Source organism: Archangium lansingense (assembly GCF_026626635.1).
GTDB classification, from domain to species: Bacteria; Myxococcota; Myxococcia; order Myxococcales; family Myxococcaceae; genus Archangium; species Archangium lansingense.
In genome coordinates, this window is sequence record NZ_JAPNKA010000001.1 from 4,764,721 (window position 1) to 4,789,679 (window position 24,959).

Annotated in this window: 26 protein-coding genes; 10 read left to right on the top strand and 16 right to left on the bottom strand. The window is 67.7% G+C overall.

Annotated elements, in window-relative coordinates; translation table 11 throughout:
• Positions 1-53 precede the first annotated feature (53 nt).
• Both OV287_RS19510 and OV287_RS19515 read right to left on the bottom strand, forming a co-directional pair.
• Entirely contained in the window at positions 54-353 is a 300-nt protein-coding gene (locus OV287_RS19510; protein ID WP_267535546.1) for a hypothetical protein, read from the bottom strand.
• A gap of 94 nt (positions 354-447) precedes the next feature.
• Positions 448-1,122 (bottom strand): hypothetical protein, encoded by a 675-nt coding sequence (locus OV287_RS19515; protein WP_373371834.1) that lies wholly within the window; start codon positions 1,120-1,122, stop codon positions 448-450.
• A 141-nt stretch (positions 1,123-1,263) separates the two neighbouring features.
• Between OV287_RS19515 and OV287_RS19520 the strand changes: the two genes are divergently transcribed.
• On the top strand, positions 1,264-2,577 hold the full coding sequence (locus OV287_RS19520; protein WP_267535548.1) for a pectin acetylesterase-family hydrolase: 1,314 nt from the start codon (positions 1,264-1,266) through the stop codon (positions 2,575-2,577).
• Between the two features lie 101 nt (positions 2,578-2,678).
• Positions 2,679-3,335 carry an NAD(P)-dependent oxidoreductase gene (locus OV287_RS19525; protein ID WP_267535549.1) on the top strand — a complete coding sequence of 219 codons (657 nt, stop codon included), beginning with the start codon at positions 2,679-2,681 and terminating at the stop codon, positions 3,333-3,335.
• Between the two features lie 2 nt (positions 3,336-3,337).
• Here OV287_RS19525 and OV287_RS19530 read toward each other — a convergent pair whose 3' ends face one another.
• From OV287_RS19530 to OV287_RS19540, 3 genes are all read right to left on the bottom strand, one after another.
• Positions 3,338-3,679 (bottom strand): DUF2845 domain-containing protein, encoded by a 342-nt coding sequence (locus OV287_RS19530; protein WP_267535550.1) that lies wholly within the window; start codon positions 3,677-3,679, stop codon positions 3,338-3,340.
• Between the two features lie 76 nt (positions 3,680-3,755).
• Positions 3,756-4,235, bottom strand: coding sequence for a YciI family protein (locus OV287_RS19535; RefSeq protein ID WP_267535551.1), 480 nt, complete (start codon positions 4,233-4,235; stop codon positions 3,756-3,758).
• 56 nt (positions 4,236-4,291) lie between these two features.
• The gene (locus OV287_RS19540) at positions 4,292-4,666 is read right to left on the bottom strand and encodes a group I truncated hemoglobin (protein WP_267535552.1); all 375 of its coding nucleotides are present in this window, start codon (positions 4,664-4,666) and stop codon (positions 4,292-4,294) included.
• A 187-nt stretch (positions 4,667-4,853) separates the two neighbouring features.
• Here OV287_RS19540 and OV287_RS19545 point away from each other — a divergent pair, with 187 nt between their 5' ends.
• The 3 genes from OV287_RS19545 to OV287_RS19555 all read left to right on the top strand — a co-directional run bounded on the left by OV287_RS19545 (position 4,854) and on the right by OV287_RS19555 (position 6,765).
• Positions 4,854-5,489, top strand: a complete 636-nt coding sequence (locus OV287_RS19545; RefSeq protein ID WP_267535553.1) for a hypothetical protein — start codon at positions 4,854-4,856, stop codon at positions 5,487-5,489.
• A 55-nt stretch (positions 5,490-5,544) separates the two neighbouring features.
• On the top strand, positions 5,545-6,036 hold the full coding sequence (locus tag OV287_RS19550; RefSeq protein WP_043403386.1) for a VOC family protein: 492 nt from the start codon (positions 5,545-5,547) through the stop codon (positions 6,034-6,036).
• A 150-nt stretch (positions 6,037-6,186) separates the two neighbouring features.
• Positions 6,187-6,765 carry an NADPH-dependent FMN reductase gene (locus tag OV287_RS19555; protein WP_267535554.1) on the top strand — a complete coding sequence of 193 codons (579 nt, stop codon included), beginning with the start codon at positions 6,187-6,189 and terminating at the stop codon, positions 6,763-6,765.
• Here OV287_RS19555 and OV287_RS19560 read toward each other — a convergent pair.
• Positions 6,689-7,483 (bottom strand): helix-turn-helix transcriptional regulator, encoded by a 795-nt coding sequence (locus OV287_RS19560; RefSeq protein ID WP_373371835.1) that lies wholly within the window; start codon positions 7,481-7,483, stop codon positions 6,689-6,691. The two genes, OV287_RS19555 and OV287_RS19560, sit on opposite strands and share 77 nt — an antisense overlap.
• Positions 7,484-7,672: 189 nt before the next feature.
• Positions 7,673-8,623 carry an NAD(P)/FAD-dependent oxidoreductase gene (locus tag OV287_RS19565; protein ID WP_267535555.1) on the bottom strand — a complete coding sequence of 317 codons (951 nt, stop codon included), beginning with the start codon at positions 8,621-8,623 and terminating at the stop codon, positions 7,673-7,675.
• Between the two features lie 297 nt (positions 8,624-8,920).
• On the opposite strand from OV287_RS19565, the gene OV287_RS19570 reads away from it, so the two are divergent.
• Positions 8,921-10,420 (top strand): IS1182 family transposase, encoded by a 1,500-nt coding sequence (locus tag OV287_RS19570; RefSeq protein WP_267535556.1) that lies wholly within the window; start codon positions 8,921-8,923, stop codon positions 10,418-10,420.
• Between the two features lie 223 nt (positions 10,421-10,643).
• On the opposite strand, the gene OV287_RS19575 is transcribed toward OV287_RS19570, so the two are convergent.
• Complete coding sequence (locus tag OV287_RS19575) at positions 10,644-11,318, bottom strand: GIY-YIG nuclease family protein (RefSeq protein ID WP_267535557.1); 675 nt, start codon at positions 11,316-11,318, stop codon at positions 10,644-10,646.
• Positions 11,319-11,503: 185 nt separating this feature from the next.
• Positions 11,504-13,090, bottom strand: coding sequence for a serine hydrolase domain-containing protein (locus tag OV287_RS19580; RefSeq protein WP_267535558.1), 1,587 nt, complete (start codon positions 13,088-13,090; stop codon positions 11,504-11,506).
• Between the two features lie 324 nt (positions 13,091-13,414).
• Here OV287_RS19580 and OV287_RS19585 point away from each other — a divergent pair, with 324 nt between their 5' ends.
• Positions 13,415-14,242 carry an Ig-like domain-containing protein gene (locus OV287_RS19585; RefSeq protein WP_267535559.1) on the top strand — a complete coding sequence of 276 codons (828 nt, stop codon included), beginning with the start codon at positions 13,415-13,417 and terminating at the stop codon, positions 14,240-14,242.
• Between the two features lie 57 nt (positions 14,243-14,299).
• On the opposite strand, the gene OV287_RS19590 is transcribed toward OV287_RS19585, so the two are convergent.
• The 5 genes from OV287_RS19590 to OV287_RS19610 all read right to left on the bottom strand — a co-directional run bounded on the left by OV287_RS19590 (position 14,300) and on the right by OV287_RS19610 (position 19,996).
• Complete coding sequence (locus OV287_RS19590) at positions 14,300-15,127, bottom strand: carboxypeptidase regulatory-like domain-containing protein (RefSeq protein ID WP_267535560.1); 828 nt, start codon at positions 15,125-15,127, stop codon at positions 14,300-14,302.
• A gap of 179 nt (positions 15,128-15,306) precedes the next feature.
• Complete coding sequence (locus OV287_RS19595) at positions 15,307-17,319, bottom strand: sensor histidine kinase (RefSeq protein ID WP_267535561.1); 2,013 nt, start codon at positions 17,317-17,319, stop codon at positions 15,307-15,309.
• A 180-nt stretch (positions 17,320-17,499) separates the two neighbouring features.
• Positions 17,500-18,042 (bottom strand): GbsR/MarR family transcriptional regulator, encoded by a 543-nt coding sequence (locus OV287_RS19600; protein WP_267535562.1) that lies wholly within the window; start codon positions 18,040-18,042, stop codon positions 17,500-17,502.
• Between the two features lie 137 nt (positions 18,043-18,179).
• A complete protein-coding gene (locus tag OV287_RS19605) occupies positions 18,180-19,058 on the bottom strand; it encodes a gluzincin family metallopeptidase (RefSeq protein WP_267535563.1) in 879 nt (292 codons plus the stop codon).
• A 2-nt stretch (positions 19,059-19,060) separates the two neighbouring features.
• Positions 19,061-19,996, bottom strand: a complete 936-nt coding sequence (locus tag OV287_RS19610) for an alkaline phosphatase family protein (protein WP_267535564.1) — start codon at positions 19,994-19,996, stop codon at positions 19,061-19,063.
• Positions 19,997-20,029: 33 nt separating this feature from the next.
• On the opposite strand from OV287_RS19610, the gene OV287_RS19615 reads away from it, so the two are divergent.
• Genes OV287_RS19615 through OV287_RS19625 form a run of 3 tightly spaced genes read left to right on the top strand, consistent with a single transcriptional unit; the run spans position 20,030 to position 22,568 of the window.
• The gene (locus tag OV287_RS19615) at positions 20,030-21,112 is read left to right on the top strand and encodes a DUF4388 domain-containing protein (RefSeq protein ID WP_267535565.1); all 1,083 of its coding nucleotides are present in this window, start codon (positions 20,030-20,032) and stop codon (positions 21,110-21,112) included.
• A 55-nt stretch (positions 21,113-21,167) separates the two neighbouring features.
• Positions 21,168-22,004: an SIR2 family protein gene (locus OV287_RS19620; protein ID WP_267535566.1), complete on the top strand. Its 837-nt coding sequence runs from the start codon at positions 21,168-21,170 to the stop codon at positions 22,002-22,004.
• A gap of 18 nt (positions 22,005-22,022) precedes the next feature.
• Positions 22,023-22,568: a non-canonical purine NTP pyrophosphatase gene (locus OV287_RS19625; RefSeq protein ID WP_267535567.1), complete on the top strand. Its 546-nt coding sequence runs from the start codon at positions 22,023-22,025 to the stop codon at positions 22,566-22,568.
• 12 nt (positions 22,569-22,580) lie between these two features.
• Here OV287_RS19625 and OV287_RS19630 read toward each other — a convergent pair whose 3' ends face one another.
• Both OV287_RS19630 and OV287_RS19635 read right to left on the bottom strand, forming a co-directional pair.
• The gene (locus OV287_RS19630) at positions 22,581-23,744 is read right to left on the bottom strand and encodes a GTP-binding protein (RefSeq protein ID WP_267535568.1); all 1,164 of its coding nucleotides are present in this window, start codon (positions 23,742-23,744) and stop codon (positions 22,581-22,583) included.
• On the bottom strand, positions 23,741-24,886 hold the full coding sequence (locus tag OV287_RS19635) for an anhydro-N-acetylmuramic acid kinase (RefSeq protein WP_267535569.1): 1,146 nt from the start codon (positions 24,884-24,886) through the stop codon (positions 23,741-23,743). Before OV287_RS19635 ends, OV287_RS19630 begins: the two co-directional genes overlap by 4 nt.
• Positions 24,887-24,959 lie beyond the last annotated feature (73 nt).

The window sequence follows — 24,959 nt, forward strand, 5'->3', positions numbered from 1 at the left end:
GAGGACATTTGTTCCTCGATGACGCAGGGCGTGATGACTGGAGATCCAACGACTCAGTGGCCCGAGGCCGCCGAGGCGGCGAACTCCTCGGGCATGATGGGCACGCGGAAGGGCAGCTTCCAGCGCTCGCCTGGCGGGCTGGCCTTCACCCGGACGAGCCCTCGCAGGCTCAGGCCGAGCAGGGACACCATGCCCAGCGCGATGGCCCCCGAGGCGGCGTCGCGCAGCGTCCTCGGCCAGAGCGCTCGCAGGCCAAAGAGGCCAACGGGGAGGACATAGACGGGGACGGCGACCAGGCCCGCGAGCACGAGCCAGCGCCGCTTGTCGGAATCAGACAGAGCGGAGAGATCCATGGTTGCCCTACAGGGTGAGGGCGCGTGTGGCTGGCGGGAAGGGGTCCTCGGGGGCTGGTTGCACGCAGAGCGACAGAACGGGCGGGCCCGCTGCTCAGTTGCCGCCCCCGCTCCCGCGCCACTGCTCGCGGCGCTGATCCTGCGTGTTCTTGCGCGCGAGGGCGTCTTCGAGCTGCCGGGGCATCTCCTCAAGGCGGGTGCGGTGCATCCGGATGCTCAGCGCGTACAGGCCCTGCTCCTGCTCCGGAAGCTGAGTGCCGTACTGCTCGAGCACCATCGTCGCGAACGCGATGGAGTCCTCCGACACCTTGCGCCGGTGCTCGTAGTACTGGTGAATCTCCTGCTCGGTGGCCGTGTTCGACTGCACCTTGCCGTAGAGCTCGTTCCAGCGCCGCCCTTCCTCCTCGCGCTTGCGCAGGACCTCTGGATCCTTCGTCGGCACGCCCATCTCCCAGTAGAGGTTGTTGGGCAGGAGCTCGCGCAGCTTCTCCAAATCCACCGGATGCTTGGTGGGTGCCTCGCTGGGTGCGGCCTCGGCGATGGGCTCGGGCAGCGGTTCGGCGGCGAGGGCCGGCGGAGCGGAGGCCGTTCGAGGCTCGGGCGCTGGAGCGGGTGTGCTCCGTTGGGGCGTCGCGGCCTGCGGTTTTTGTCCTGATGCGTCATCCGTGGACGGACTGCCGCGGAGGAGGACGACGACAACAAGCACCGCGGCCACCAGTACGACCGCGGCCAGCCACGGCAGAATCTTCGCTCGAGGATTCACACCCATATCTGTCGAGATACCCCGGCCTGCGTGTTTGTCACAATCTTGTAAAGTAGGAGTTTACGGCTTCGTCCGGAGATACAACGATTTCACGGATTGTGCTAGTACTGTGCGTCCCATCACAAACCAATCATGGGAGGAGTTGAGATGAGAAACCATCTCTTGTTGGGTCTTCTCGCCGTCGCCGCCGTTCCGCCAGCCACCGCTCAGGCTGAGGTCCTTGTCTCCGGAATTGTCGATGTCCTCGTGGACGGAGGGAACACCTACAGCTGGCAGAAGGTGGAGCTGCCGGGGACGAAGTGTGGCAACGGCTCTCAGTACAAGTTCTTCGTCCACCGCAGCGACACGGGCTCGAAGAACGTGCTGTTCATGCTCGAAGGTGGCGGTGCGTGCTGGGACTACGACACCTGTAGCGGACGTGCGGGCGTGCTGGGTGCGGCCAACCCGAACGGCCTCACGGACGACTACATGCAGCAGTTCACGGCGAAGTACGTCTCGCCGATCGTGAACGGGGCGGATCCGGGCCTGCCGTTCCGCAGCCGCAAGGACCTGGTCACCAAGGACTGGAACATCGTCTACCTGCCGTACTGCACGGGTGACGTGCACGTGGGCAACAACGTCGTCACCTACACGGATGCGACGGGGCAGCAGCCGCCGCTCTCCTGGCACCACTCGGGATATACCAACACGCTCGCCGCGGCCAACTACGCGAAGACGCAGTTCCCGAGCGTCAACAAGCTACTCGTCACCGGCTTCAGCGCGGGCGGCACCGCCACCGCGGCCGGCTACTACTTCATCCGCCGCGCCATCAACCCGGCGCGTGGCTATTACCTGAATGACTCCGGCCCCATCTACCTGGCGGCCAACGTCAATGACCGCTCGCGCGCCCTGCACACCAAGATCCGCCAGTCGTGGAACCTCGACTCGGTGCTCGGCCTGCTCCCGGCCTCCTTCGACCGGAACAACATGGGCACCATCAACCGCATGGTGGCCACGGAGTTCCCCAATGATCAGCTCGCCTACACGGCCTATACGCGGGACTACAACTACTCGCGCTTCTCCTACGAGCGCTTCCACACGCCCAACGATCAGGAGTCGATCCTCAGCTACTGGAAGCAGGACCAGGACCGGCTCGTCAACGAGCTGAAGCTCTACAACAACTTCAGCTACTTCATCCCGCACAGCCGGCCGCTCAACGTCAGCCACTGCAGCACCATCATCACCTTCGTCGGCTCGCACGCGTGCGAGCGGATGGAGAAGAAGAAGTGGTACGAGTACGTCTCCGAGCCGTGGCAGAGCTGGAAGTGCAACAGCGAGTTCGTGCCGATGGACGTCTTCCTCAGCCGCTTCATCAACGACAACCAGCGCATCCGCATCTACGAGCCGCCCAACGGCTTCAACGATGAGGATCCGGGCATGGACATCCTCGCGCCGCTCATCAACGGCGCGCTGGGCGGCTAGCTCCGGCTGACGGTCGCTCGCCTCCTCGAAGTCGGTCCCAGCGGGCGTCCCGGGTTGCTCGGGGCGCCCGCCATCCCTACGGGTACGGCACGAGGTGGGCCATGAAGGTCATCGTCTTCGGTGCGACAGGTGGAACGGGTCAGGCCACGGTGCGGGAGCTGCTGGACGGTGCGCACGAGGTGACAGCGTTCTCACGGCATGCAGATCAGCTCGGCATCCGCTCGGAGCGGCTGCACCGGGTTGCGGGGGATGCGCTGAACCCCGAGGAGGTCGAGCGCGCGATGTCCGGACAGGACGCAGTGGTGGTGGCGCTCGGGGTGAATGACAACCCGCTGAAGGTGCGGTTGCTCCACCGCTCGCGCACTCCCACCAACATCTGCTCCGAGGGCACCCGCAACATCATCCAGGCCATGCACCGATTGGGAGTGCGCAGGCTCGTGGTGGTGTCTGCCTACGGGGTGGGGGAGACGCGTGCCGTCCTGCCCTGGCCCTTCAAGCTGGCCTATCGGCTGCTGCTCAAGGAGCAGATCGCCGACAAGGAGCGTCAGGAGCAGCTGGTGCGCAACAGCGGCCTCGATTGGATCATCGTCCAGCCCGTGGGGCTCACCTATGGGCGGCCCCATGGTGGAGACGTCCTGGCCTCGACCACGGGGGAGATCCACCACAACACCATCCCCCGAAGCGACGTGGGGCGCTTCCTGGCCTCGGCGGTGGGGGGGAACCAGTTCCTCTTCCGGACGGTGGCCCTGTCGGGCTGAGACTACCGCCCGTAGCCGGCGCTCCTCACGTCCACGAGCCGGCCATTCTCGAACACCACCACCTGCATGAAGTGGCGGGGACCGAAGTTGTACGTCCACTCCTCGATCGTCTTGGAGACGATCCGCTCCTGAGTGGTGTCGGTCTCCTGGCCCTTCTGTTTCGTCTTCTCCGACACGGTCTCGGTGCGAGTGTCCTTGCTCATGGGCTCGCCGCACTTCGTGAGGACATCGGACTTGGAGGCGCCGTCCGAGGCGAGTGCGCTGCCGCAGCGCAGCGTGGCCGCTTCACCGGGAGACGGGAGCAGGCAGCACGAGAGGGTCAGGGTCATCAGCAGGGCGCGCATGCGGGAGGCCTCCTTCGGGAGCTGGTCCGGGGATGAGCAGGACGTTCCATCCCCGGAGATATTCATCAGAGGGGCCCTACTTCACGGGCTTTGCCTTGGGGAAGGCCATGTAGCCCTTCTCCGTGTACCAGGCCATGACCTCCACCTTGAGGCGCCCGGTCTTCACGGCGGGATCCTCCTCGGCGAGCTTCCGGGCCTCCTCCAGCGTCCCGGTCTTGTAGAGGCACATGCCCCGGAACGTTGGATCCTGCTGCTCTCCGAAGGGCCCGGCGATGACCAGCTTGCCGGTCTCCGCCATGCGAGTGAGGTGCGCGATGTGCTCCGACTGGATGCGCTCCGCCTCGGGCGTCACCTCGGGCGTCCACGAGGGGCCGCGGCGCAGGATGACGAGGTAGTGCTTCTCGAAATCCATCTGGGGCGCGGCCTTCGCCTTGGGGGGCTTGTCCTTTGGGGCGGCACCGGTGGGGGCACCCTGGGCGCCGGCGGCACCGGCGAAGAGGGCACAGCAGAGCAGGGCGGCCAAGGCCGCGGGGCGTGGAAGCGTGGGGGTGGTCATGGTGGCCGGGACCCTAACAAGGCCCACTGACAGCCCTTGGCGCAGGCCCCACCGGCTCAGCGGCCGAGGATGTCTTTGCGCAGACTGTCCGTGAGGGCCCGGGCCCAGTCCCTGAGCGGCTTGGCCACATTGAGCTCTGTCAGGGTGTCGTCCAGGTGGGTGAGCACGGCGTCGAAGTGGGCATCGCTCATTCCCCGCGCCACCAGTCGCGTATGGGCGCGGCGCATGTCCCGGCCGCTGTACGCGTTGGGGCCACCAAAGGCGGTGACCAGGAAGGCCCTCTGCATGGACTCCAGGCGGGACATGTTCATGTTCTCGAAGAAAGGCCTCAGGAGGGAGTCCGCCAGCACCTTCTGGTAGAAGATGGTGACCGTCTTCGAGACCATCTCTTCGCCGCCGAGCTGCTCGTAGAGACTCTGGTTCTGGTGCATGCGCTCACTCCTCCGAGGGGCTGCTGGGCCGTGGATGCCGCAGCGTGGCATTCTAGGAGCTTGTCGGAGAATCGCCGAAAAACGACTCCTACATACCAACCATAGCGGTGTGTTTGAGTCGCACTACCCCTCATGTAGTGGGTAGCCGAGGTATTCCGACAGGCTCCTAGTACGGAGAGGATGCGTCATGGCCGAGCGAACCGCGGGTCTGAGATTGATGGTGTATGACCGCACCTGCGGCGGGCGCTGGGGCCTTCCGGGCCTCACCGCCTCGTGGCGGGTGGGCGGCGTGCTGTACCGAGCGCTCGGCCGGCTTGATGACTGGAAGGGCGTGGCGAGCTGGCCCGAGGCGCTCGATTGGTTGCTTGCCCGCTCGAGAGAGCAGCCCGTCGCGGAGATCCAGTTCTGGGGCCACGGCAACTGGGGGTGTGTGCTCATCGACCGGGTGCCGATGGATGTACGGGCGCTTGCGCCGGGCCATCCCTGGCACGCACGTCTGGTGGAGCTGCGCGAGCGCCTCGTGTCCGGGGGTAGTGCGCTCTGGTGGTTCCGTACCTGCGAGACGTTCGGGACGGCTCGGGGTCATGCCTTCGCGAAGGCCTGGACGCGCTTCTTCGGTTGCCGCGCCGCGGGGCACACCTACGTCATCGGTCCCTGGCAGAGCGGGCTGCACTCGCTGGGTCCTGGCGAGGAGCCGCAGTGGCCGGTGGAGGAGGGCGTGCCGCCGAAGGAACGCTCGGGGATGCGGCACGCGCTGTGGTCGGGGCCTCGCGTACCCAACACCATCACGTGTCTACATGGCCGGGTGCCGCCGGGCTTCTGAGGCTGCGGCGGCGGGCCCTTGTCCGCGGCCTCGCCCTCTGCAACGGTGCGTGGCCATGACGACACGACCCTTTCGCATCCTGGGCCTGCAGCAGGTGGCCATCGGCGGACCGGACAAGGCGCCCCTGCGCAAGCTCTGGGTGGACGTGCTGGGCCTCGAGCCTCATGGCACCTACCGCAGCGAGCGCGAGAACGTCGACGAGGACATCGTCGTGGCCGGAGCCGGGCCGTTCCGCGTGGAGGTGGACCTGATGCAGCCGGTGGACCCGAACGGGAAGCCGCGCGTGCATGACCCCGCGCTCAACCACCTGGGCCTCTGGGTGGATGACCTGCGCGCGGCGGTGACCTGGCTCGAGGGCCAGGGCGTGCGCTTCGCTCCGGGTGGCATCCGCAAGGGCGCGGCCGGCTTCGATGTGACGTTCATCCACCCCAAGGGCAACGAGCAGTTCCCGCTCGGGGGCGAAGGCGTGCTCATCGAGCTGGTGCAGGCTCCGCCCGAGGTCATCTCCGCCTTCGACTCCTTCGCGAAGGCCGCTCACAAGCCGTAAGCCGTCCGAGGCGGGGTGCACAGCAGGGTCTGGTGCGAGCGCTCCCAGGCCCGGCTGCCCCTGGCCGTGATACCTGCTCTCACTTCGCATGAGGGTGCGCAGGTTGTAGGCAGGGCCGATCAGGGCCTGAAGTGGATCAGGAGCGCTCTTATGGCTTTGAACCTCGTCATCCTCTTCGGTTCGGTTCGTTCCGACCGACAGGGCATCAAGGCCGCGAGGTTCGTGCAGCGGCAACTCACGGAGCGGGGCCACAACGTCACGCTGGTGGATCCGCTGGAGTACAAGCTCCCGCTGCTCGATCGCATGTACAAGGAGTACGCCAAGGGGACGGCACCGGAGCAACTCGAGCGCCTGGCGACCCTGTACCGGGCGGCCGATGGCTTCGTCATCGTCACCGCCGAGTACAACCACACCCCTCCGCCCGCCCTGGTGAACCTGCTCGACCATTTTCTGGAGGAGTATTTCTTCCGCCCCTCGGCGATCGTCTCCTACTCCGGCGGCAGCTTTGGCGGCGTTCGCGCGGCCTCGCATCTTCGCGACACGCTGGCCGAGCTCGGGATGGCGAGCATCCCCAGCAGCTTCCCCATCCCCAAGGTGCAGGCCGCGTTTGACGACGCAGGCGTGCCAGCGGATGCGGCGTACCTCAAGCGGTTCAATCGGTTCGCTTCGGAGCTGGAGTGGTACGCGCAGGCTTTGAAGACCGCACGGCAGGCGGGTGTTCCGTACTGAGCTTGCGTCTCCATGCGGCGGGCGTGAGGCCGTGGGCACGCCGGAAGAGCCGGATGAAGTGCGTCACGTCCGCGTAGCCCACGCGCTCGGCGATGATGTCCACCCGCTCGTCCGTCCCTCGGAGCCTCCGCCGGGCCTCGGCCATGCGGTACTCGAGAATCCACTGACCCACCGTGCGGCCTGTCTCCTTGCGGACCACGCTGGCCACGTGGGTTGCGGACCGCCCGACGGCTTGCGCCACCTCCGTCAGGGACACTGGCTCGAGGGCTTTCGTCTCGATGTAGGTGAGCGCCCGCCGCGCCAGGCCCAGGCCTGGAGAGTCCGGCGTGGTCTCGGGACTGACCATCCGCTCCAGCTCGATCAGCACCAGCCGGAGCAGGGCGGCCACGGCCTCGTCGCGGGACCGCTCGTTGCTGGTGAGCTCGGACTCGAGCAGCTGCATCCACTGTTCCAGGCGCTGCTGTTGGACGGCATTCGCGTGGAGGACCGGGTGGCACCCGCTGCGGATTCGCAGCAAGGGACCCAGCCGGAGTCCCTCGTGACTGCCCCAGCTCGGGTCTTCGGGGGGAAAGGCCTCCGGGTGGATCGCGAGCGCCCATCCCTCCATGTCATCGAAGTGCACCCCTCCGTGCGGGTCCCCCGGAGGAATGAGGTGGACGTCTCCCGCGCGCAGCACCAGCTCGCCGGTGTGCCGCACCCTCGACTGGCCACGCGTCACGAGGATGATGACGGCATATGAATGGACGATGGTTTTCTCATGGCCGGGACCGTGGCGGCCGTAGCGCCCCGCCCAGACCGGGATGCGGTGCCGTACGAACTCCTCGTGAGGCCATGAATGCCGCGTCGTTTCGTGCGGGGTCTTCGTCCTCGTCATCATCCCCTTCGTAGCGGCAGACATGGTCCGGGCTCAACCTCTTGGATGCACTCCAGCGCCCGCGTTCTCCATGTTGAGGGCATGGTTCATCATGGCCGCGGCCATCGTCCCCGCCGCGGCGGCCATGCTCGCGCCCTGGATGCGGGTGGTGAGATCGCCCGCCGCGTGGACTCCTGGAATGGAAGTCTCCAGGTGCTCATTGATGCGAACGAAGCCCTGCTCGTCGAGCGCGACGCCGAGCCGCTGCACCAGCTCCGTCTGGCGCTGCGGTGGATGGGCGAAGAGCACGTCGCGCGCCACCCGCGTTCCGTCCTCCAACTCCACGGCCTCGAGGTGGGCTCGATGGTCCCCGTTCTTGGCGCCGGGAATGAGCCGGCGGATCTTCTGGGTCTCGAGGCGTACCCCGGCGCGCTCGAGACGCTGGCGCTGCTCGGCGGACACATTGACGGCGCCATGGGTGAAGGCCACCACGTCCCGGCTCCAGCCGGTGAGGAACGCGGCGAAGTCGAGGAGATGCTCGTTCGTCACGAGCAGCCCGAAGGGCCGGTCTCGTACCTCCCAGCCATGGCAATACGGGCACTGGAAGATACTCGTGCCCCACAGGTCTCGGTAGCCGGGCAGGTCTGGCGGTTCATCGACCATGCCCGTGGCGAGCAGTACGCGGCGGCTCTCTACCGTGCGCCCGCCCGCGAGCACGACCTGGAAGCCTGTGTCGAGGCGCTCCACAGCGGTGACACGCGTGTCGGTGAGGATCTCAACACCGTAGGGTTGAAGCTCTTCATGGGCGATCCGCCGGAACTCCTTCGGTGGGATCCCGTCGCGGGTGACGAAGCCGTGGATGCCCTCCGCCGCGCTATTCCGGGGAGAGCCCCCGTCGCAGAGGAGCACCTTCTTGCGGGCGCGCCCGAGCATCAGCGCCGCGCTCAAGCCCGCCGGGCCGCCCCCGATGATCACCACGTCCTTCCGCTCCGAATCCGTTCTCATGTCCGTCCTCGCATGAAGAACGAATACGAGCGGGCTCATCCCGGCGTCAGAGCAGATTCTCGTGCGGAATCGGCGGATCTTCTGGTGGCTGGGGTAGGGGACTTGGGGGGCGAGGGAGCGAGCAAGCTTCAGGCGTCCTCCGAGAAGGATTGTCCCTCGGAGTTGCGCAATGCCCTGGGGAAGTGACCGGGTGATGCTAGGAGCGTGTCGGAAAACCCCACCTTGGAGGGTGGGGAAGAGGAGTGACGCCCCAGGTGGTCCTTCAGAGGGGAGGCGAGTTCTGGTTGAAGGTGGAGGGTGAGCACCACCTCGAGGAAGAAGCCGGAGCAGGCCGCCCTGTTGGAAGTAGCAACCAGCGAGAAGCCGGAGCGGGAGGAGACGAAGAGCTCCGCCCGCTACGCCTCGCCGAGACCGTTCCGGGAGTGGCAGCCGGAGCAGGGCCAGTTGCTACCGCAGTACGCGAGGGAAGTGCTGGGAGAGGGGCACCTGGCGTGCTTCTTCGTCGAGCTGCGCAAGACGCTCGACTTCAGCGCCATTCTGAAGGCGTACACCCAGGAGTGCGGTCAGCCGCCCTACCACCCGGTGATGATGACGTTGCTGCTCATGTACGCGTACGCGCGAGGCATTACGAGCAGCCGGGAGATTGAGAGGAGGTGCGAGACGGACATCGCCTTCCGCTACCTGACGGGAGGAGAGAGGCCGGACCACGACACGGTGTGCACCTTCAGGGTGAGGCACCTGGAAGCCTTCCGAGCGCTCTTCGTGGACACGCTGAGGCTGGCGCGCGGCTCGGGGCTCAAGAAGCTGGGGCACCTGGCGGTGGATGGCTCGAAATGGAAGGCCAACGCCAGCAAGCACAAGGCGATGAGCTACGGACGAATGGAGGAGTCCATGAAGAAGCTGGACGAGCAGATAGACAGGCTGCTTGCGGAGGCCGCGGCGCTGGATGCGGAGGAGGACAGGCGCTACGGCAAGGGGCGACGCGGGGATGAGCTGCCCGAGGAGCTGAAGAATCCAGAGAAGCGCGCCGAGCGGCTGCGGCAGGCCGCGCGTGAGCTGGAGGCGGAGAAGAAGCTCGAGCTGGCGGTGGAGAAGGAGAAGCGCCGGGAGAAGATTCGCGAGGCCAAGGAGGACTTGGAGAAGGAGGCCAGGGAGAAGGCTGGGGCCAGGGGTGAAAACCCGGAGGAGGCGAAGCCCTCCGAGAAGGCGCAGCGCAATTTCACCGACCCGGAATCGAGAATAATGCCGCGGGCAGGCGCCTTCCAGCAGTCCTACAACGCACAGGTGGCAGCGGACGCGGACACGCAACTGATAGTGGCCCAGGAAGTGGGGCAGAGCACCAGTGATGCACGCCAGCTGGCCCCCATGGTGGAGCAGGTGGAAGCCAACACGGGACTGGTGCCCAAGGAGCTGAGTGCGGACACGGGCTACCTGAGCCAGGAGGACATTGAGAAGGTGGAGGACAAGGGGGTGGAGTGCTTTGTGGCCACCGGGCGCGGCAAGCACGGAGAGGAAGCGCCGCCAGCTCCTCGAGGACGCCCGCCGGCGGGACTGAGCTTCAAGGAGCGAATGAAGCGCAAGATTTTGACGAAGCGGGGACGCAAGGCGTACGCGCGGCGCAAGGTGACAGCCGAGCCTGTCATCGGGCAGGTGAAGAACACAGTCCTGCCACGCTTCTCGCTGAGGGGCCTCACCAAGGTGCAAGGGGAATTCTCGCTGGCGTGTGCCGTCCACAACCTGAAGAAGTTGTGGAAGCTGGGGTGGGAACTGCCCAGCCTGGCCGCGCAGGCGGCGTAGCGGAGCAGGTCGCCGCACGGCGGTCGCGGCTCCACGGCATCCGCACCTGGGGCGCCATATCGCTCCCGCTACGCGCTACCGTACCTCTGGCCGATTCGCCGACACGCTCCTAGGAGCCTGTCGGAATACCTCGGCTACCCACTACATGAGGGGTAGTGCGACTCAAACACACCGCTATGGTTGGTATGTAGGAGTCGTTTTTCGGCGATTCTCCGACAAGCTCCTAGTAGCGCGTATGGGCGAATGTTTCCATTCGGCTGTTCAGCAAGTCATTGGCGAAGCCACGCACGAGGAGGGCTTCCAAGTCTCCGATCATACCGTCATCAATGCCATATGCGCTGAAGTATACGGCCAGTTCGTGCAGGTAGAGGTGCTGCTGGCATGGTTGTCGATGTTGCTTATGTTGGGGCTTGAAGGTCTGATTTCGACTGGGATGTTTGACCCGGAAGAACATCTGTGTTCCGCGCTCGCGATTGAAGGCGTTGTTTATCTCCTTCCATAGGGTCTGCCTTCTGGCTTTCCCTGCATAGAGCGCGCGCCCGCCCGAGTCGTAGAAGATGTATATCCCATAGGTTGAGTCCAACTCCTTCCGGAGCCCTTTCAAGTAGGTCGAATCTCCAGCACGAAAGATTTCGTATCGGGAGTTCCTCGCTGAGGCGGCGCACTGGAGTTTGAAGTGCTCGACGATGGGCTTGATGGTGTGGTGCTGGGCGTGCTGGACCGCTGCCCCCTGTGCCTTGATGAGGAGGCGAGCCAATTGGACAGGCGTCAGGCGCTTGCGCGTTTTCTTCCAGTTGTTCAGCGTATTGGCAGTGATGCCGAGTTTATTTGCCAGCTCAAGATGGGAGTCGGTTCCAAATTTTGTTCCAAGTGCAGCGAGTAGTTCGTGGGCTTTCATTTTCGGCCTCGAGAACCAATGCACGTCGTGGTGGGGCGAACTTGATGCGAGGGGATTGACCAGGGCGCCTCGGTCCAGATGATACGCCTCCTTGGTACTGCCTGGTCGTCATTTTGCCGGTCTCCTTGGACCCTCGCTAACGAAGAGTTCTTGTTGACCGGGCGCCCGCTCCAGTTCAAACCCTCTCAGTGCCGCGAGGGCTCGATGTTCTCCCCCGTGAGCCGGCGCAGGTCCGTGCGCAGCGCCTCGTTGAAGCGGAACGGGTCGGGGCAGCTCTTCGACGCGCAGACGGCCAGGTAGTCGTTGAAGAAGGCGAGCGGGCCTCGCGCGGGATAGCTCCGCAGCCGCTCGCTTCCCAGCGCTTCCTCCAGTGTCCGCGCCATGTGCGCCCCCACCCGGACGAGCAGCCAATCCGCCCGCGGCTCGTGGGCGGCGAGGATGCGCTCGCGTGCCGCATCCGGGGCTCGCTCGATGGTGCTCCGGTCGAGCAGCCGCGCCACCTGTTCGAAGGATTCCGGAAGCTCGCTCGTCCCGGGCAGTTTCCCCGGCCCGTGCGTGGCCCACTGGTGGTAGGCGAGCCCGTAGCCGAAGACCCGGTTGATTCCCTCGTACACCAACGCGTCCACCGGCCCCTGGCGGCGCGCGAGCAGCCGGGGCTCCTCTCCCTCGAGCAGCAGTTCGATGATGCCGTAGGCGATGCGCTTCAGAGAGGCGGCCTGCCCCTCCACGTTGCTCGCCAGGGCGATGGCCACGTCCTCTCCGGGCAGCAGCAGAAGCAGCGTCGACGTCTCTGGCTGCGCTCCCGAGTGGGCCACCAGGTAATGGCCTCGGAGCGGCCAGGTCGCGAAGCCCATGCCGTAGTCCGTGAGCCGTCCGTCTCGGGTGCTCATCGGCGTCTGCATCCACCCCGTGCTGGTTCGCGACACCAGCCGGTAGTCGAGCAGCGCCTCGCCGAAGCCCAGCAGATCCTCGATGGACGCGCGGGTGCCACCTCCGGCGAAGCGGCCGGACACGTCGATGACCTTGGAGGCCACTCGCTGTCCGTCTCGAATCCGGTAGCCCGCTGCGTGGTGCTCGTCGCGCGTGCGGCGATCGTCCAACGCCGCGTGCACCATGCCAGCGGGGCCGAAGACGTGCTCATGGAGGTACTTGCCGTAGCTCTGTCCCGACACGGCCTCGATGGCGGCACCAAGCAGGTTGTAGGCCCAGGTGCTGTAGATGAAGCGAGTGCCGGGCTCGGCTTCCAGCTCGTAGCCCGAGACGAGGGCGAGCGCGCCCGCGGTGTCGACCAGTCCGCTGTCGTGGCTCGGTCCGAAGCGGCCGTAGTTCGTCACGCCTCCCAGGTGTCCGAGCAGTTGCCGCACCGTCACCGGCCAGCGCTTCTCCGGCCAGGCGGGCACCAGGGTGTGGATGTCGGCGTCGAGATCGATGCGGCCCTGCTCCACGAGCTGCAGCACGGCCACCGCGGTGAAGGACTTGGTGATGGAGGCCATGCGCCAGGTGGTGCGTGGCGTTGTCGGCAGGCCTCGCTCCACGTCCCTCAGCCCGTAGGCACCCACCCAGCGTTGTCCTCCTTGCAGCACGCCCACCGCGAGGCCTGCGTGCGGCTCCCGAGCGAGCTCCGCGCGCACCAGCGCGTCCAGGGCCTGCTGCACCTCCTCGGGGAAGGGCTGCTCCTGCACCGGTGCCACGGAATGGGGCCGCTCGCACAGGGGCACACCCGGAGGAATCGCCCACGCTGTGAGGCCTACCAGGAGGAACGGAAGCCACATCCCCTTCACCGTGTGTCCCTCGGGGGCTCGTACCTGGTGTGTGTCTCGGCGGCTCGGATGTCGCGGTCCATGGTGCTCGATGCTGGCGCGGCCCACCGTATCCGGATTCCGGCCGTTCCGGGCACCTGTGGAGAAAAAGGGCAACGCGCGGAGTGAGTTGTCCCTTTTCTCCACAGCTCCTCGTGCCTTCCAGAGGGTGTCTGAAATGGAACACGGATTGCTGTGGCGAAACGGGTTTTACCACCCGGGTCCTTGGAACACCAAGTTCCTCAGCTGAATCCAACATCAATCGCTCGCCCAGGGCGAGTGGGAGGCACATTCATCATGAAGAGTCTGTTCAATCCGCTGATGGCCGCGTCCGTTGTCCTGCTGGCGTCCGCGTGCGCGAAGGTGGAGCGGATCGAGGTGAAGCCGGCGAAGGTGGAGCTGTCCGAGGCGGGCCAGGCTGTGTCGCTCTCGGCGCAGGCGCTCACCGCGGACGGCAAGCCGGTGGAGAAGGCGGAGATCGCATTTGCCTCCACCAACGACAAGGTCGCCACCGTAGACGCCACCGGCAAGGTGACGGCGGTGAAGAGCGGCTCGGCCAACATCTCCGTCACCTCGGGTGAGGTGAGCGCCTCGGCCCCGGTGGAGGTGATCATCCCCTCGGCGATCCTCATCAAGGGCGCGCCCTTCACGCTGACGGGCCTGGACTCGGACGCGACGGTCGAGGCCGAGGTTCAGGATGACGCCGGCCGTCCGGTGAAGGATGCGAAGCTGGAGTTCTCCGCCGCCGACGCCAACGTGGTGCAGGTGGAGGGCAACCGGCTGGTGGCCAAGGCCGTGGGCACCGCGAAGGTGACGGCGACGTCCGGCAAGCTGACGCAGGAGTTCGAGGTCACCGTGAAGCTGCCCGAGGTGGACGCGGTGGCCTTCGAGACGGTGCCGGCCACGCTGAAGGTGGGCGAGAGCGCGCCGCTCGCGGTGGTGGCCAAGGGTGCCGACGGCGCCGCCATCAAGGGCGTGTCCTTCACCTTCACCACCAGCAACGAGAAGATCGCCACGGTGGACGCGGCCGGTAACGTGACGGCCGTGAAGGCTGGCGCGGTCACCATCAAGGCCGAGGGTGGCAGCAAGGCCACCGAGGCGAAGCTGACCATCAAGAAGAAGTAGTCCCCGCCGCGGGCTCCGGGTGCTGTCCGCGCCCGGGGCTCGTGCGAGCCGCGAGCACTACTTCGCGGCGATGAACTCGAAGGAGGCCGTGGTCTCCTGGCCCTCCTGCACCGTCACCTGGGCCGTCTTCGTGCCGAGCGTCTCGTGCCAGGCCTCGAGGGTGTACGTCCCCGGCGGCAGGCCCTGGATGGAGAAGGCGCCGTCCTCGCCGGAGGTGGCGAAGTACGGGTGCGGGCTCATCACCACGAACGCGGTCATCCACGGGTGGATGTCGCACTTGAGGCGGATGACGTCCGCCTCCTTCGGAGGCTGGGCCTCCTTCGTCTTCAAGGGCGGCTGAGTGACGTTGAAGAGCTGCTTGCCCCCGGACACGCCCCGCACGTTGTGCAGCGTGCTGTCGCTGTTCATCAGCACCAGCGGCTGGTTGATGACGGCGCCCTGCACGCGCGGCTTGTACATGCAGCGGTTCTGGTCCACCACCACCATGGAGCTCGGCGGGGTCGTGGGCTGGCCGGGCACATTGCCCTGCACGCGCACCAGCACGTTGGCCAGCTTGCCGTTCGTTACGAGCACGGGCTGATCCACCAGCTCCATGCCGTCGCAGTTGGGATCCGTGCCCGGGATGATGGGGTTGGGGGCGGGGGGCGTGCCCTTGAAGGTGACGAGTCCGCGGACGGTGCCACCACCCTTGGGCGCTTCGGCGGCCTCTTCCTGGGGCTCCTGGGGCAGGGGCGTGTCGGCGGGCAGGGGCGCGGCCTTGATGGTGGGCGCGGCGGGTGCCTGGGCAGCGGCGGGGGCGGGGGCGGGCTCGTCCTTCTTGCAGGCCGTCAGACCGGAGAGTCCCACGGCACCGAGAACCGTCAGGCCCAGCGTACGCAGCGTCATCGTGCAGTCTCCTCACACTCCCGGTACGCGGGGGGACGCGAACCAGGGTGGGGAAGGTTCGCGCCTGTCGTAACAGAAAAGCAGGCTGGTGGGCCAATGGGGAGGGGGAACACCCTCAGGAGGTGGCAGGTAGCCTTGCGAGGAGGCGGGCTGGGGCTCGAAGGGGGCTTTCAGCGGGTTCAATGTGGGGCGGGGAGGGGCGTCTCGTGGAGCATCTCCGGGATGTGGGAGGACGGAATCTCCAGGGTGAAGGAGGCCCCGTTTCCGGGCGTGCTCGCGACCCGGAGGCTCCCACCATGGGCCTCGGCAATCTCCCGGGCGATGAACAGCCCCAGCCCCAGGCCGCCGTACTCCCGTGAGGACACCGCCCGCTCGAAGCGGCCGAAGATGCGCTCCAACGCCTCCGGCGTCATGCCGATGCCGTGGTCCGTCACGGTGATGAGGGCCCGTTCGCCCGCATCGGTGACCTCGAGCTCGATAGGGTGGCCGGTGCCGAACTTCATGGCGTTGGCCAGCAGGATGGAGAGGGCCTGCTCCAGCCTGTTCCGATCCCACCAGCCAGTGATGCGCGAGTGGAGCCGCACCGACAGCTCGCAGCGGGAGCGCGAGAACTCCTCCGAGAGTCCCTCCGTCTTCCGGAGGATCAACTCGGAGAGATCCACCGCCTCCCGCTCCAGCCGGAGCCGCCCGGTGTTGATGCGGCCTACGTCGAGCAGCCGCTCCACCAGCTCCGACAGGCGGTTGACCTGCCGGGCCACCAGGTGCAGCCGGGCGAGGGCGTCCGTGGCATTGGCGAGCCGGGCCAGCAATCGGAGCAGGCTCTGCAGGTGCAGCTTGAGGGAGGTGAGCGGGGTGCGCAGCTCGTGGGCCGCGACGGCGAGGAACTCGTCGCGAACGTGGACGGCCTCGTTTGCTTCCTGGAAGAGGCGCGCGTTCTCCAGCGCGAGGGCACAGCGGTGGGCGAGGTCCTCGACGAAGGCCAGCTCGCGAGCATCCGGCAGGCGGCGCCCGGGGCGCATCAGCACGAGCCCTCCCTGGACGCGCTCCCGGTGCAGCAGCCGTACGAGCACAGCGACGCGCGTCCGCATGTCTCTCTGGCAGAGGAGGGGGGCGGACTGCTGACGTAGCTGCGTGGCCAGCTGTGCTTCCTGCTCTGGAGCGAGGCCCGCCTGGGCTGCCAGCTCCCAGTGCCCGTCCTCGCCCTCCAACCAGAGGGCGAAAACGCTGGCGACATCGGGGACGATCAGGTGGGCGATGCGCGGCAGGGTGACGCGATAGTCCAGGGACTCGGCGAGTACCGTTCCCACTTGGGCCAACAGGCGCTGGGTGTGCTCGGCGTGCCGGCGCTCACACACCAGCGAGGCCAGGGTGAGCGCGGACAGCTCCACCACCACCAGGAAGGACTGGACCGAGAACATCCTCACGTGGATGGGGGCGGGGTCGGAGGCGAACGGTCCACTCCCCGCGGTGGTGTGCCACATGGCCAGGGCGGCCACGACCAGCGAGGCCGTCGTCGCGCCGCGGGGCCCCAGCCGGAGCGCGGCCCACAGGAGGAAGGGGAAGCAGGCGTAGGGCTGGGAGAGCCGCAGGAGGCCGGGCACTCCAGGGCCGAAGATGAAGTGAGCGGAGATGGCCAGCAGTCCACAGGTCACCGCCAGCTCCAGGGGGCGGTGCAGGGCGGAGAAGTGACCCTCCTTCGCGGACCAGGTCAGCAACAGCGGGGTGACGAGCAGCGCCCCGAGCACGTCAGCCAGGTACCAGTACAGCCATTCCTGCCCGAAGGAGACGGCCCCGGCGCGCCAGGAGGCAATTCCTGCGGCGCCGAGCGTGGCACTGGGCAGGGGGCTGATCAGTCCCCCGGCGAGCACGAGCACCGCGACGTCGCGGGTCCGGGTGAATGACAAGGTGGAGTCCCCCTGCCAGCGGCGCATCAGGTGCGCTCCGAGCAGGGCGCTCGTGGTGTTGCCCAGGGCCCAGACGAAGTTCACCCCGGGCGGCGTGCCGCGGATGATTTCGAGGGCGACGTGGGCCAGGAAGGTGGCCACCAGGTAGGCCGGCCAGCGGCGGTGGTGGGCGCGCACCAGCACCGCGAGGCTCACCCCCCCGGGCAGCCAGAGGACGGAATTGGACTCGGGAGGGAATACAAAGAGGGAGCCCGCGGCCCCCAGGAGGCTGACGCAGAGCGCAAGCACGGTGGCCCGCAATCCCGTTGTCCGCGACAACTCGCGAAGCCTGGATGCGCCTCTCGATGACATTCCAAGGACCCCTCGGGAAGGCTATGCCTCACCGTTCAGGAGGGGGAGCCGGGGAGCGCAGGGCCCGAGCGTGGAGTCCCGGGCTCCCCTGGTCTCGCGTAGAGGGGACGGCTGGGCCTACGTGGGGAATACGCTCCGAGAAGCCGGTGCGCGGCGGGGACGGGCGGTGGCTTTGCGCAGCCGCGCGAGGAGCGAAGGCAGGTCCCGCTCGAGGGCGGCGCACACCTCGCTGAACTCCCGCAGGGACTCGAGGCGCGGGCGGGCGGGGTGCTCGCCCTCACCGATGAGCCAGAGCCCCTCCTCGGCCAGCCCCTTCGCGCTGGCGATGGCGGCCAGGCGGGCGCGCAGGACATTCTCCCAGGCGTCCGCCCGGAGCCGATAACAATCCCGTCGCTCCAGGACGGGCACCCGCTCCACGAAGCCGCGCTCCGCGAGCAACCGGGCCATGCTGCTCACCGAGGCCTTGCTGGCCTTCAAGGCCCCGGCCATCGCGTCCAGCGAGTCACAGCCAGACTCCGACAGCGCCAGCCACGCCAACATTCGGCCGGCGATGGGAGGCATGCCGAGCTGGTGAAAGAATGTGCCCAGGGACTCCATCACCTGGGGCAGGGTGCGCCCGCCCGCGGAGGGGCGCCCGGCCGAGGGACGGCTCGTGCTCATCGTCCAGCTCCTCCTGGATTGTATTCAGTGCGAATCCCATAGCATTCGATTGGATTCGAATGGGATTCGCTCCAGGGTGAATGTCATTCGGTGGGAACCAGATGACATTCGGATGTTTCTGAATGACGAAACGGGCCTCACGTCGGGGGCGTGCTGGCCCGGGGCTGTATCCGTCCGCCGCGGAAGCCGCGCCAGCGCACATAGCGGGTGAAGTCGCGCACGAAGGCGTCTGGAGACAATCCGATGGCGCTCTCGAAGGCCCGGGGGAACTCCTTCCCGCCCTTCATCTCGCGCAGCAGGCCGCGCACCGAGTCCTCGCCATAACGCCGCACGAGGAAGGCAAAGGCGTGGTGCGCCACCCCGTAGATGAGGTTTGAATCGTCCCGGTACAAATCTCCCGGCCTGCCCACCGGATCGCTCTCGGGGGAGCGCTCGAAGTAGCGGGCAATCTCCTCCAGCGACACCCACCGGTACGCCTGCTCCGCCGTGTACGAGGCCATGCCCTCGCGGAACCACAGGGGAATCTGCTTGCGCGACCAGCCGAGCCGGTCCGCTGACTGCTGGTACATCACGCTGTGGGTGAGTTCGTGCAGGAGCAGCTCGTTGACTTGGGGCTGGGTGGCCCCGGTCAGGCTCCAGGTGGAGGGTGCCTGGACGAACACCTCGTCGTAGCGGCTCCAGGCGCGCAGCCAGACATAGCCGTGCTGGCGGACGGCGGCCTCCAGCGCCGCATGGTCGGGCATCACCTTGATGGTGACGGGCTCGTGCAGCGCGCCCCAGCGCTCCAGTTTGGGCAGGGCCTCGGTCACGGCCTGCTGGATGCGGGTGGCGTCCTGCTCGTTGCCGGGGGCGAATTCGATGCGGAACTGGCCGGCGGGGCTCTCCATCGACAGCGACGCCTCGAGCGCTGCCTCGGGGGCGGAGAACCGGGCGGAAGCGCAGCCAGACAGCAGCACCAGCACCCCCATCGCCACCAATCCCGCGCCGCCTCGCCCACTCCCGTTGCGCATCGCCATCCTCACTCCACGTCCAGCAGTCGCAGCACCGTGCGGCCCACGTCCGCCACGGTGGCCAGGGTCTCCAGTCCAGGAGCTGGCGGGCCGAAGTAGAGCACGGGGACGGGATTGCGGGTGTGTGAACGTGTAGTCAGATCTTCCACGTTGCCGTGGTCGCTGCACACCAGCACCCGGGCGTCGGGCGGGCGGGTAGCGATGACGGCCCGGGCAAAGGCATCGAAGGTGTCCAGGGCCTCGCGGGCGGCGGCGAAGTCCTGGGCGTGACCGGCCTCGTCCGCCAGGTAGTGCTCGAAGAAGGTGAAGTCCGCCTCCCCGGCCACCTGCCAGAAGACCTCAGCGGCCTCGGCTGGGGTGCGCTGGGGGGCGGACAGGCTCCGGGTGCGTGCCCGCTCGCCGGAGATGTCATGGGTGAGGCCCCGGCCGGCCCGGGCATCGTCCAGGGTGCGCAGGGGGACGTCCGCGGCGGCGAAGGCCAGCGTGCTGGCGGAGGCCTTCAGGCGCCGCAGGGCGGCCGGGGGGAGGGTGAACTCGGGGGCGCTGGGGGAGGGGCGCCGGGTGAGCTTGAGCGCGTCCAGGTAGGCCACGGGGTAGCTGTTGGCGAAGGTGGCGCTGCGGCCCGCGGCCACCAGGCGCTTGACGATGGAGTGCCGCGCCAGCAGCTCGCGCAGGGGGGCGTCCGGGTAGCCCAGCACGTGCCGGCCGATGAGGACGGGGGCGGGCTGGCCGGTGAGGATGGCCGTCTGATTGGAGGCGGACTGTGGCCGCCCGGCGACGCCGAAGGTGGGGTCCACCGGGAAACACAGCCCCCCCTCTGGAAGCGCGCGGGGGGCTTCATCCTGGAAGTGGGAGAGGAGATAGTCGCCGCTGGCGAGCGGATTCACCTCCGGCTCGTTTCGTCCGATGCCAACACCATCGATGAACAGGACCGCGACGCGCATTGCGCTCAACTGTATCCTGCCTGCAAGACACCCATGGCCCTCCACGGCGACTTCTCCAGCTTCCCCCTTCCTGAACTGCTCCAGTGGTTGGATAGCTCCCGCAAGACGGGCACGCTCCAACTCCTCACCTGGGAGGGCGGCGAGCGCAAGCTCTTCCTGCTCTCTGGGCAGGTGCTCGCCATCTCCAATGAGGGGCTCTGGGGGCGTGTAGCCCGGGTGCTCTCGCTGGCAAAGCTGGCGGATGGTGCGGCGGTACTGGCGGCCTTCAGCTCGATACCGCCGGGCACGGAGGACGTGGAGCCGTTCTTCCGCAAGCACAATGTGGAGCTGAAGGTGGTCCGCGACCTGGTGCGTGAGGAGATGCTCGGCTCCATGGCGGACCAGACGCGGGGAGGCCATGGCGCCTTCCACTGGACGGAGGACCTGGACCGCACGGGCGAGGAGTGGGCGCCCTGCGAGATGAGCCTCCGGGAGCTGCTCTTCGAGTCCCTGCGCTGGGTGGATGAGCAGACGGATGTGGACCGGGTGCTGCCGGGCGACGCGCTGACGGTGCGCTCGCGCGTGCAGCCGAGCCCGCGCCAGCCGTTGATGCACCGCATCCTGCTGACGATGTGCGCGGGCGGGCAGAACCTGGGGCGGCTGAGGCTGTCGCTGGGCCTGTCTCGCTCGTCCACCACGCGCCGGGTGTTCGAGCTGCTGCGGGCCAAGCAGGTGGAGGTGGAGGGAGCACCGGAGGTGGTGGTGGATCCGGTGACGGACATGCTGGAGAAGGGCGCGGTGCTCATCCGCGAGGGCCAGTACGACGCGGCGGAGCTGGTGTGCGCGTCGCTGCTGACGAGCGACCCGACGGACCGCCGGGTGCGCGAGTTCGCCCGGATGGTGCAGAGCGAGCACGTGGCGTCGCTCTACGGGAAGATGCCGCCCTTGTCGGTGCCGGTGCTGCGGCCGGATCCGGAGCAGCAGACGCTGCTCAAGCAGGAGGAGCGGCAGGTGGCGGGGCTCGTCAACGGCTCCTGGGACGTGTCCACCCTGGTGCTGGCCAGTCCCGCGCGTGAGCTGGAGACGCTCAAGACGCTGGCCAAGCTGATGCGGATGGGGCTGCTGCAGTTTCGCTGAAGAGGCTGTTGGCCTGGCTCCGCCAGCGGGTAGGCTGCGCGGAGCGAGCGCGACGATGACCATCCTGACCCTCTCCCAGGCGGCCCCCCTGTTGAAAAAGGAGTACCAGGACGGGCGGCTCATTCCCTTCCTCGGTGCCGGTTTCTCCAAGCCGCTGAAGCTGCCGGATGGAAGCCAGCTCATCGCCTCCCTGGCGAAGGCCCTCGGCTTCGAGCCCGAGCTGTTCGACATGCACGGCCGCTTCGAACAGCTCGCCGAGTTCTTCGCGATCTCCGAGCCGAACCGCTTCCAGCAGCTCGTCTACGACATGACGCGGAGCTTCGACTCCCCCGAGGCCGAGCAGCTCCGCAAGAAGTCCCCCATGCACCAGGCCCTGGCGGCGCTCGATTGGCGGTCCATCTACACCACCAACTACGACACGCACGTCGAGGGCGCGCTCCGGGACGCGGGCAAGCGTGCGGCGGTGCTGGCCTCCTTCGCGGACTTCCAGCGTCGGCGCGAACGGGAGGCCTGTGAGGTCATCAAGTTCCACGGCACGCTGGCCCAGCCGGACACCATCGTCCTCACCGAGAGCTCCTACTTCAAGCGGATGGCGCTGGAGGCCCCTCCAGACCAGCGGCTCCGCGCGGATCTGCTCGGCAACAGCTTCCTGTTCATCGGCTACAGCTTCAGCGACACCAACATCCGCTACATCTGGCACCGGATGAATCAGCTCCGCGTGCAGAGCCAGCTGGACACGAAGCACGCCCAGGCCCGGAGGTGCTTCTTCGCCACCCATGGAGCCGGCCTCGTGCAGCCGGAAATCCTCGAGCGGTGGAACATCGACGTCATCCAGCTCGACCCGACCGACAAGTCGGCCAGCGTCGCGGAGCTGCTGAAGAGCATCGCCTGAGCGCGGAGACTGCCCACCATGGCGCCTACCTGGTTCTACAACACCACCAACGACGAGAAGCGGCGCGAGTTTCAGCATCTCCTCGGAAGCTCGCCGCAGCTTGGCTACCTGCGAGAGAAGGTCACGGAGATCCTCGACATGGATCTCGAGATGGTCATCAGGGCCAAGGCAATCGCGGCCTACAGAGCTGTCCGCGTGCCCGTCATCGTCGAGCATGGTGCGCTCTGCATCGAGGCCCTCAACGGGCTGCCTGGCGCGCTCGTCAAGCCGTTCTGGAACTCCCTGGACACCCGGCTCTGTGAGGTGGTCCCTGCCGGTCATCGGGCGGCCAAAGCCCGCAGCGCGCTCTGCTACTGCGACGGCCGCGAGCGACACGTCCTCCTCGCGGAGACCGAGGGAGAGATTGCCCTCCAGGCGCGCGGGTCGGGTGGCTTCCACTGGGACCCGATCTTCATCCCCAAGGGGGAGAAGCGAACGTTCGGCGAGATGACGCTCGACGAGAAGCTGAGCTTCTCTCCCTTTGGCAAGCTCCACACGGAGCTGCGCAAGAAGCTCGGGCTGTAGGTCCGGGCGCCGCTACTCCGTCGCTGGAGCAGGCAGTCCCGCCGCGTGGAGGCGGGAGAAGATCTGCATCAGCACATAGAGCGCGAACGCCGCGTCATCCACGCGGTTGCTGGAGCGGGCCGCCAGGGTCTGCAGCTTGAGCAGATCCCCCCCGTTCACCTGGAGCAGATGGGCCTGGGCACCCAGGGGACCCTCGCCGGCGAACGCGAGCCCGCGCCGGGCCGCATCGAGGCAGGCCTGGATGCACGCCGCATAGTCCCCGGAGGAGAACGAGCCCTCGGCGGCGCGCGCGTGGTCGAACAGGTCCGAGGGGGCGAGTGCACTCGCTGGCCCGAGGGGCCGCTGTCCGGTGAGGGCAGGGGGCGCCACGGCTGGGGCCACCACCTGCACCTGGGGAACGATGGCCGGCATGCTGCGCGAGGGCCGCGCCACGGCGGCGGGCGCGGGGGCCGTCGCGGCGGCCGGGGCGGTGACCGCGGGAGAGCGGCTCGCCAGGTGCTGGCTGAGCTGGGCCTCGAGCCCTCCTCCGCTGGCCTTGGGCGCTCCGATGGAGGAAATCGCCGGGGTGGAGGGGCGGGGCGGGGGGACGATGCGCTTGATGCGCAGGTCCTGGATGACGAGCCGGGTGATGGCCTTGAGCGCGTCGAGCACGCCGCGGCCGCTGAGGGCCTCGGTCTCGAAGTCGGGGACGTTGCGCGGGTTGAGCGCGGCACGCAGGTCCGCCACGGGCAGGGCCTTGGGGATGTCGCGCTTGTTCCACTGGAACACCAGCGGGAAGCGCTCCAGCCGGACGCCCTGCTCGAGCAGGTTCTCCTCCAGGTTGGCCAGCGACTCGCGGTTGGCGTCCATCATCTCCGGCTGCGAGTCCGCCACGAACACCACGCCATCGGCGCCCTGGAGCACCAGCTTGCGGGTGGCGTTGTAGAAGACCTGGCCTGGCACCGTGTACAGCGCGAGCCGCACCGTGCAGTCATTCACCCGCTCGACCTTCACCGGCAGGAAGTCGAAGAAGAGCGTCCGGTCTCCCTCGGTGGCGATGGACATCATCTCGCCGCGGTGCGCGGGCCGCACCGTCTCGTAGATCTTCCGCAGGCTCGTCGTCTTTCCGGACAGGCCCGGTCCGTAGAAGACGATTTTTACGGCCACTTCGCGGGCCACCAGGTTCACGCTGCTCACGGTGTCAGCTTACCTAGAACGACTCGCCTCTTTGCGCCAGTTGCCGACGGCACATTCGCGGGGGTCCTCGAGAGGTGCTCGTTCGCTAGGAGGGCAAAGCACACGGCCTCCTTGGCGCCCTCGGGCAGGCCCAGCACGTCCAGGGGGCGGACGGGCAGGGGGGCGAGCCTCGCCGTCAGGCGCTCCATCAGCACCGGGTTGCGGGTGCCGCCGCCAGAGACGTACACCGCCTCCAGGGCGAAGCGCGGCAGCAGCCACCGCTCGTAGGCCCGGGCCGTGGCCTCCACCGTGAAAGCCACCGCCGTAGCCACCAGGTCGTAGGGGCGCGAGGCGCCGTGGCGCTCCCACAGCCTCTCCACCAGCGCGTCGCCGAAGCCCTCGCGGCCGGCGCTACGGGGTGGGGGGAGGGACAGGAAGGGGTGCGCGAGCAGCTCCTCCAGCAGCTCTGGGATGACCCGGCCCTGGCTGGAGAGGCTCCCGTCCAGGTCACACTGGAGCCGGCCGCCGGAGACCCGTCGGGCCAGCCCGTCCATCACCATGTTGCCCGGCCCGGTGTCGAAGGCGATGGTGTCCTCAATCCGGTCGCTCACCACGCTCACGTTGCCGATGCCGCCGAGGTTCTGCAGCGCCCGCGCCACCCCCGGCTTCCGGAACAGGGCCCAGTCCAGGTAGGGCACCAGCGGCGCCCCCTGGCCCCCGGCGGCCACGTCCCGGGTACGGAAATCACTCACCACGGGCAGGCCGGTGCGCTCGGCGATGACGGAGGGCTCGCCCAGCTGGAGCGTGGAGGGCGTCTCGGACAGGCTCGCCGGGAGGTGGGCCACCGTCTGGCCGTGAGAGCCGATGACATCCACGTCCTGGGGGCGCAGGCCCGCATGGGAGATGACCTCCAGCGCGGCCTCGGCGAAGTGCTCTCCCAGGGCGAAGTTGAGCTCGCAGAGGGAGCGGGCGTCATTGGCGGCGAGGACGCGCCGGGTGAAGTCGGGGGTGAAGGGCCGGGAGATATGGGCCAGCAGGGTGATGCGGACCTCGGGGCCGGTACCTTCGACGCGGCACAGCACGGCCTCCACGGCGTCCACGCTGGTGCCAGACAGCAGGCCGACGCACAGACGCGAGTTGGGAGGAGTCGGTCGCGAGCTCATGCCCGCAAGTGTAAAGCCCGGGGCCGACGGATGCCGCCCCGGGCCTGGCTGGAGTGTCAGCCTGGAGGCTTGG

Excerpts from the sequence above, each read along its gene's own strand:
- OV287_RS19575 (WP_267535557.1), bottom strand. The coding sequence starts at position 11,318 with ATGAAAGCCCACGAACTACTCGCTGCACTTGGAACAAAATTTGGAACC.
- OV287_RS19515 (WP_373371834.1), bottom strand. The coding sequence starts at position 1,122 with ATGGGTGTGAATCCTCGAGCGAAGATTCTGCCGTGGCTGGCCGCGGTC.
- OV287_RS19615 (WP_267535565.1), top strand. The coding sequence starts at position 20,030 with ATGGCCCTCCACGGCGACTTCTCCAGCTTCCCCCTTCCTGAACTGCTC.
- OV287_RS19540 (WP_267535552.1), bottom strand. The coding sequence starts at position 4,666 with ATGCACCAGAACCAGAGTCTCTACGAGCAGCTCGGCGGCGAAGAGATG.
- OV287_RS19585 (WP_267535559.1), top strand. The coding sequence starts at position 13,415 with ATGAAGAGTCTGTTCAATCCGCTGATGGCCGCGTCCGTTGTCCTGCTG.
- OV287_RS19520 (WP_267535548.1), top strand. The coding sequence starts at position 1,264 with ATGAGAAACCATCTCTTGTTGGGTCTTCTCGCCGTCGCCGCCGTTCCG.
- OV287_RS19635 (WP_267535569.1), bottom strand. The coding sequence starts at position 24,886 with ATGAGCTCGCGACCGACTCCTCCCAACTCGCGTCTGTGCGTCGGCCTG.
- OV287_RS19625 (WP_267535567.1), top strand. The coding sequence starts at position 22,023 with ATGGCGCCTACCTGGTTCTACAACACCACCAACGACGAGAAGCGGCGC.
- OV287_RS19600 (WP_267535562.1), bottom strand. The coding sequence starts at position 18,042 with ATGAGCACGAGCCGTCCCTCGGCCGGGCGCCCCTCCGCGGGCGGGCGC.
- OV287_RS19605 (WP_267535563.1), bottom strand. The coding sequence starts at position 19,058 with ATGGCGATGCGCAACGGGAGTGGGCGAGGCGGCGCGGGATTGGTGGCG.
- OV287_RS19565 (WP_267535555.1), bottom strand. The coding sequence starts at position 8,623 with ATGAGAACGGATTCGGAGCGGAAGGACGTGGTGATCATCGGGGGCGGC.
- OV287_RS19580 (WP_267535558.1), bottom strand. The coding sequence starts at position 13,090 with ATGTGGCTTCCGTTCCTCCTGGTAGGCCTCACAGCGTGGGCGATTCCT.
- OV287_RS19555 (WP_267535554.1), top strand. The coding sequence starts at position 6,187 with ATGGCTTTGAACCTCGTCATCCTCTTCGGTTCGGTTCGTTCCGACCGA.
- OV287_RS19610 (WP_267535564.1), bottom strand. The coding sequence starts at position 19,996 with ATGCGCGTCGCGGTCCTGTTCATCGATGGTGTTGGCATCGGACGAAAC.
- OV287_RS19620 (WP_267535566.1), top strand. The coding sequence starts at position 21,168 with ATGACCATCCTGACCCTCTCCCAGGCGGCCCCCCTGTTGAAAAAGGAG.
- OV287_RS19510 (WP_267535546.1), bottom strand. The coding sequence starts at position 353 with ATGGATCTCTCCGCTCTGTCTGATTCCGACAAGCGGCGCTGGCTCGTG.
- OV287_RS19535 (WP_267535551.1), bottom strand. The coding sequence starts at position 4,235 with ATGACCACCCCCACGCTTCCACGCCCCGCGGCCTTGGCCGCCCTGCTC.
- OV287_RS19590 (WP_267535560.1), bottom strand. The coding sequence starts at position 15,127 with ATGACGCTGCGTACGCTGGGCCTGACGGTTCTCGGTGCCGTGGGACTC.
- OV287_RS19525 (WP_267535549.1), top strand. The coding sequence starts at position 2,679 with ATGAAGGTCATCGTCTTCGGTGCGACAGGTGGAACGGGTCAGGCCACG.
- OV287_RS19530 (WP_267535550.1), bottom strand. The coding sequence starts at position 3,679 with ATGCGCGCCCTGCTGATGACCCTGACCCTCTCGTGCTGCCTGCTCCCG.
- OV287_RS19545 (WP_267535553.1), top strand. The coding sequence starts at position 4,854 with ATGGCCGAGCGAACCGCGGGTCTGAGATTGATGGTGTATGACCGCACC.
- OV287_RS19550 (WP_043403386.1), top strand. The coding sequence starts at position 5,545 with ATGACGACACGACCCTTTCGCATCCTGGGCCTGCAGCAGGTGGCCATC.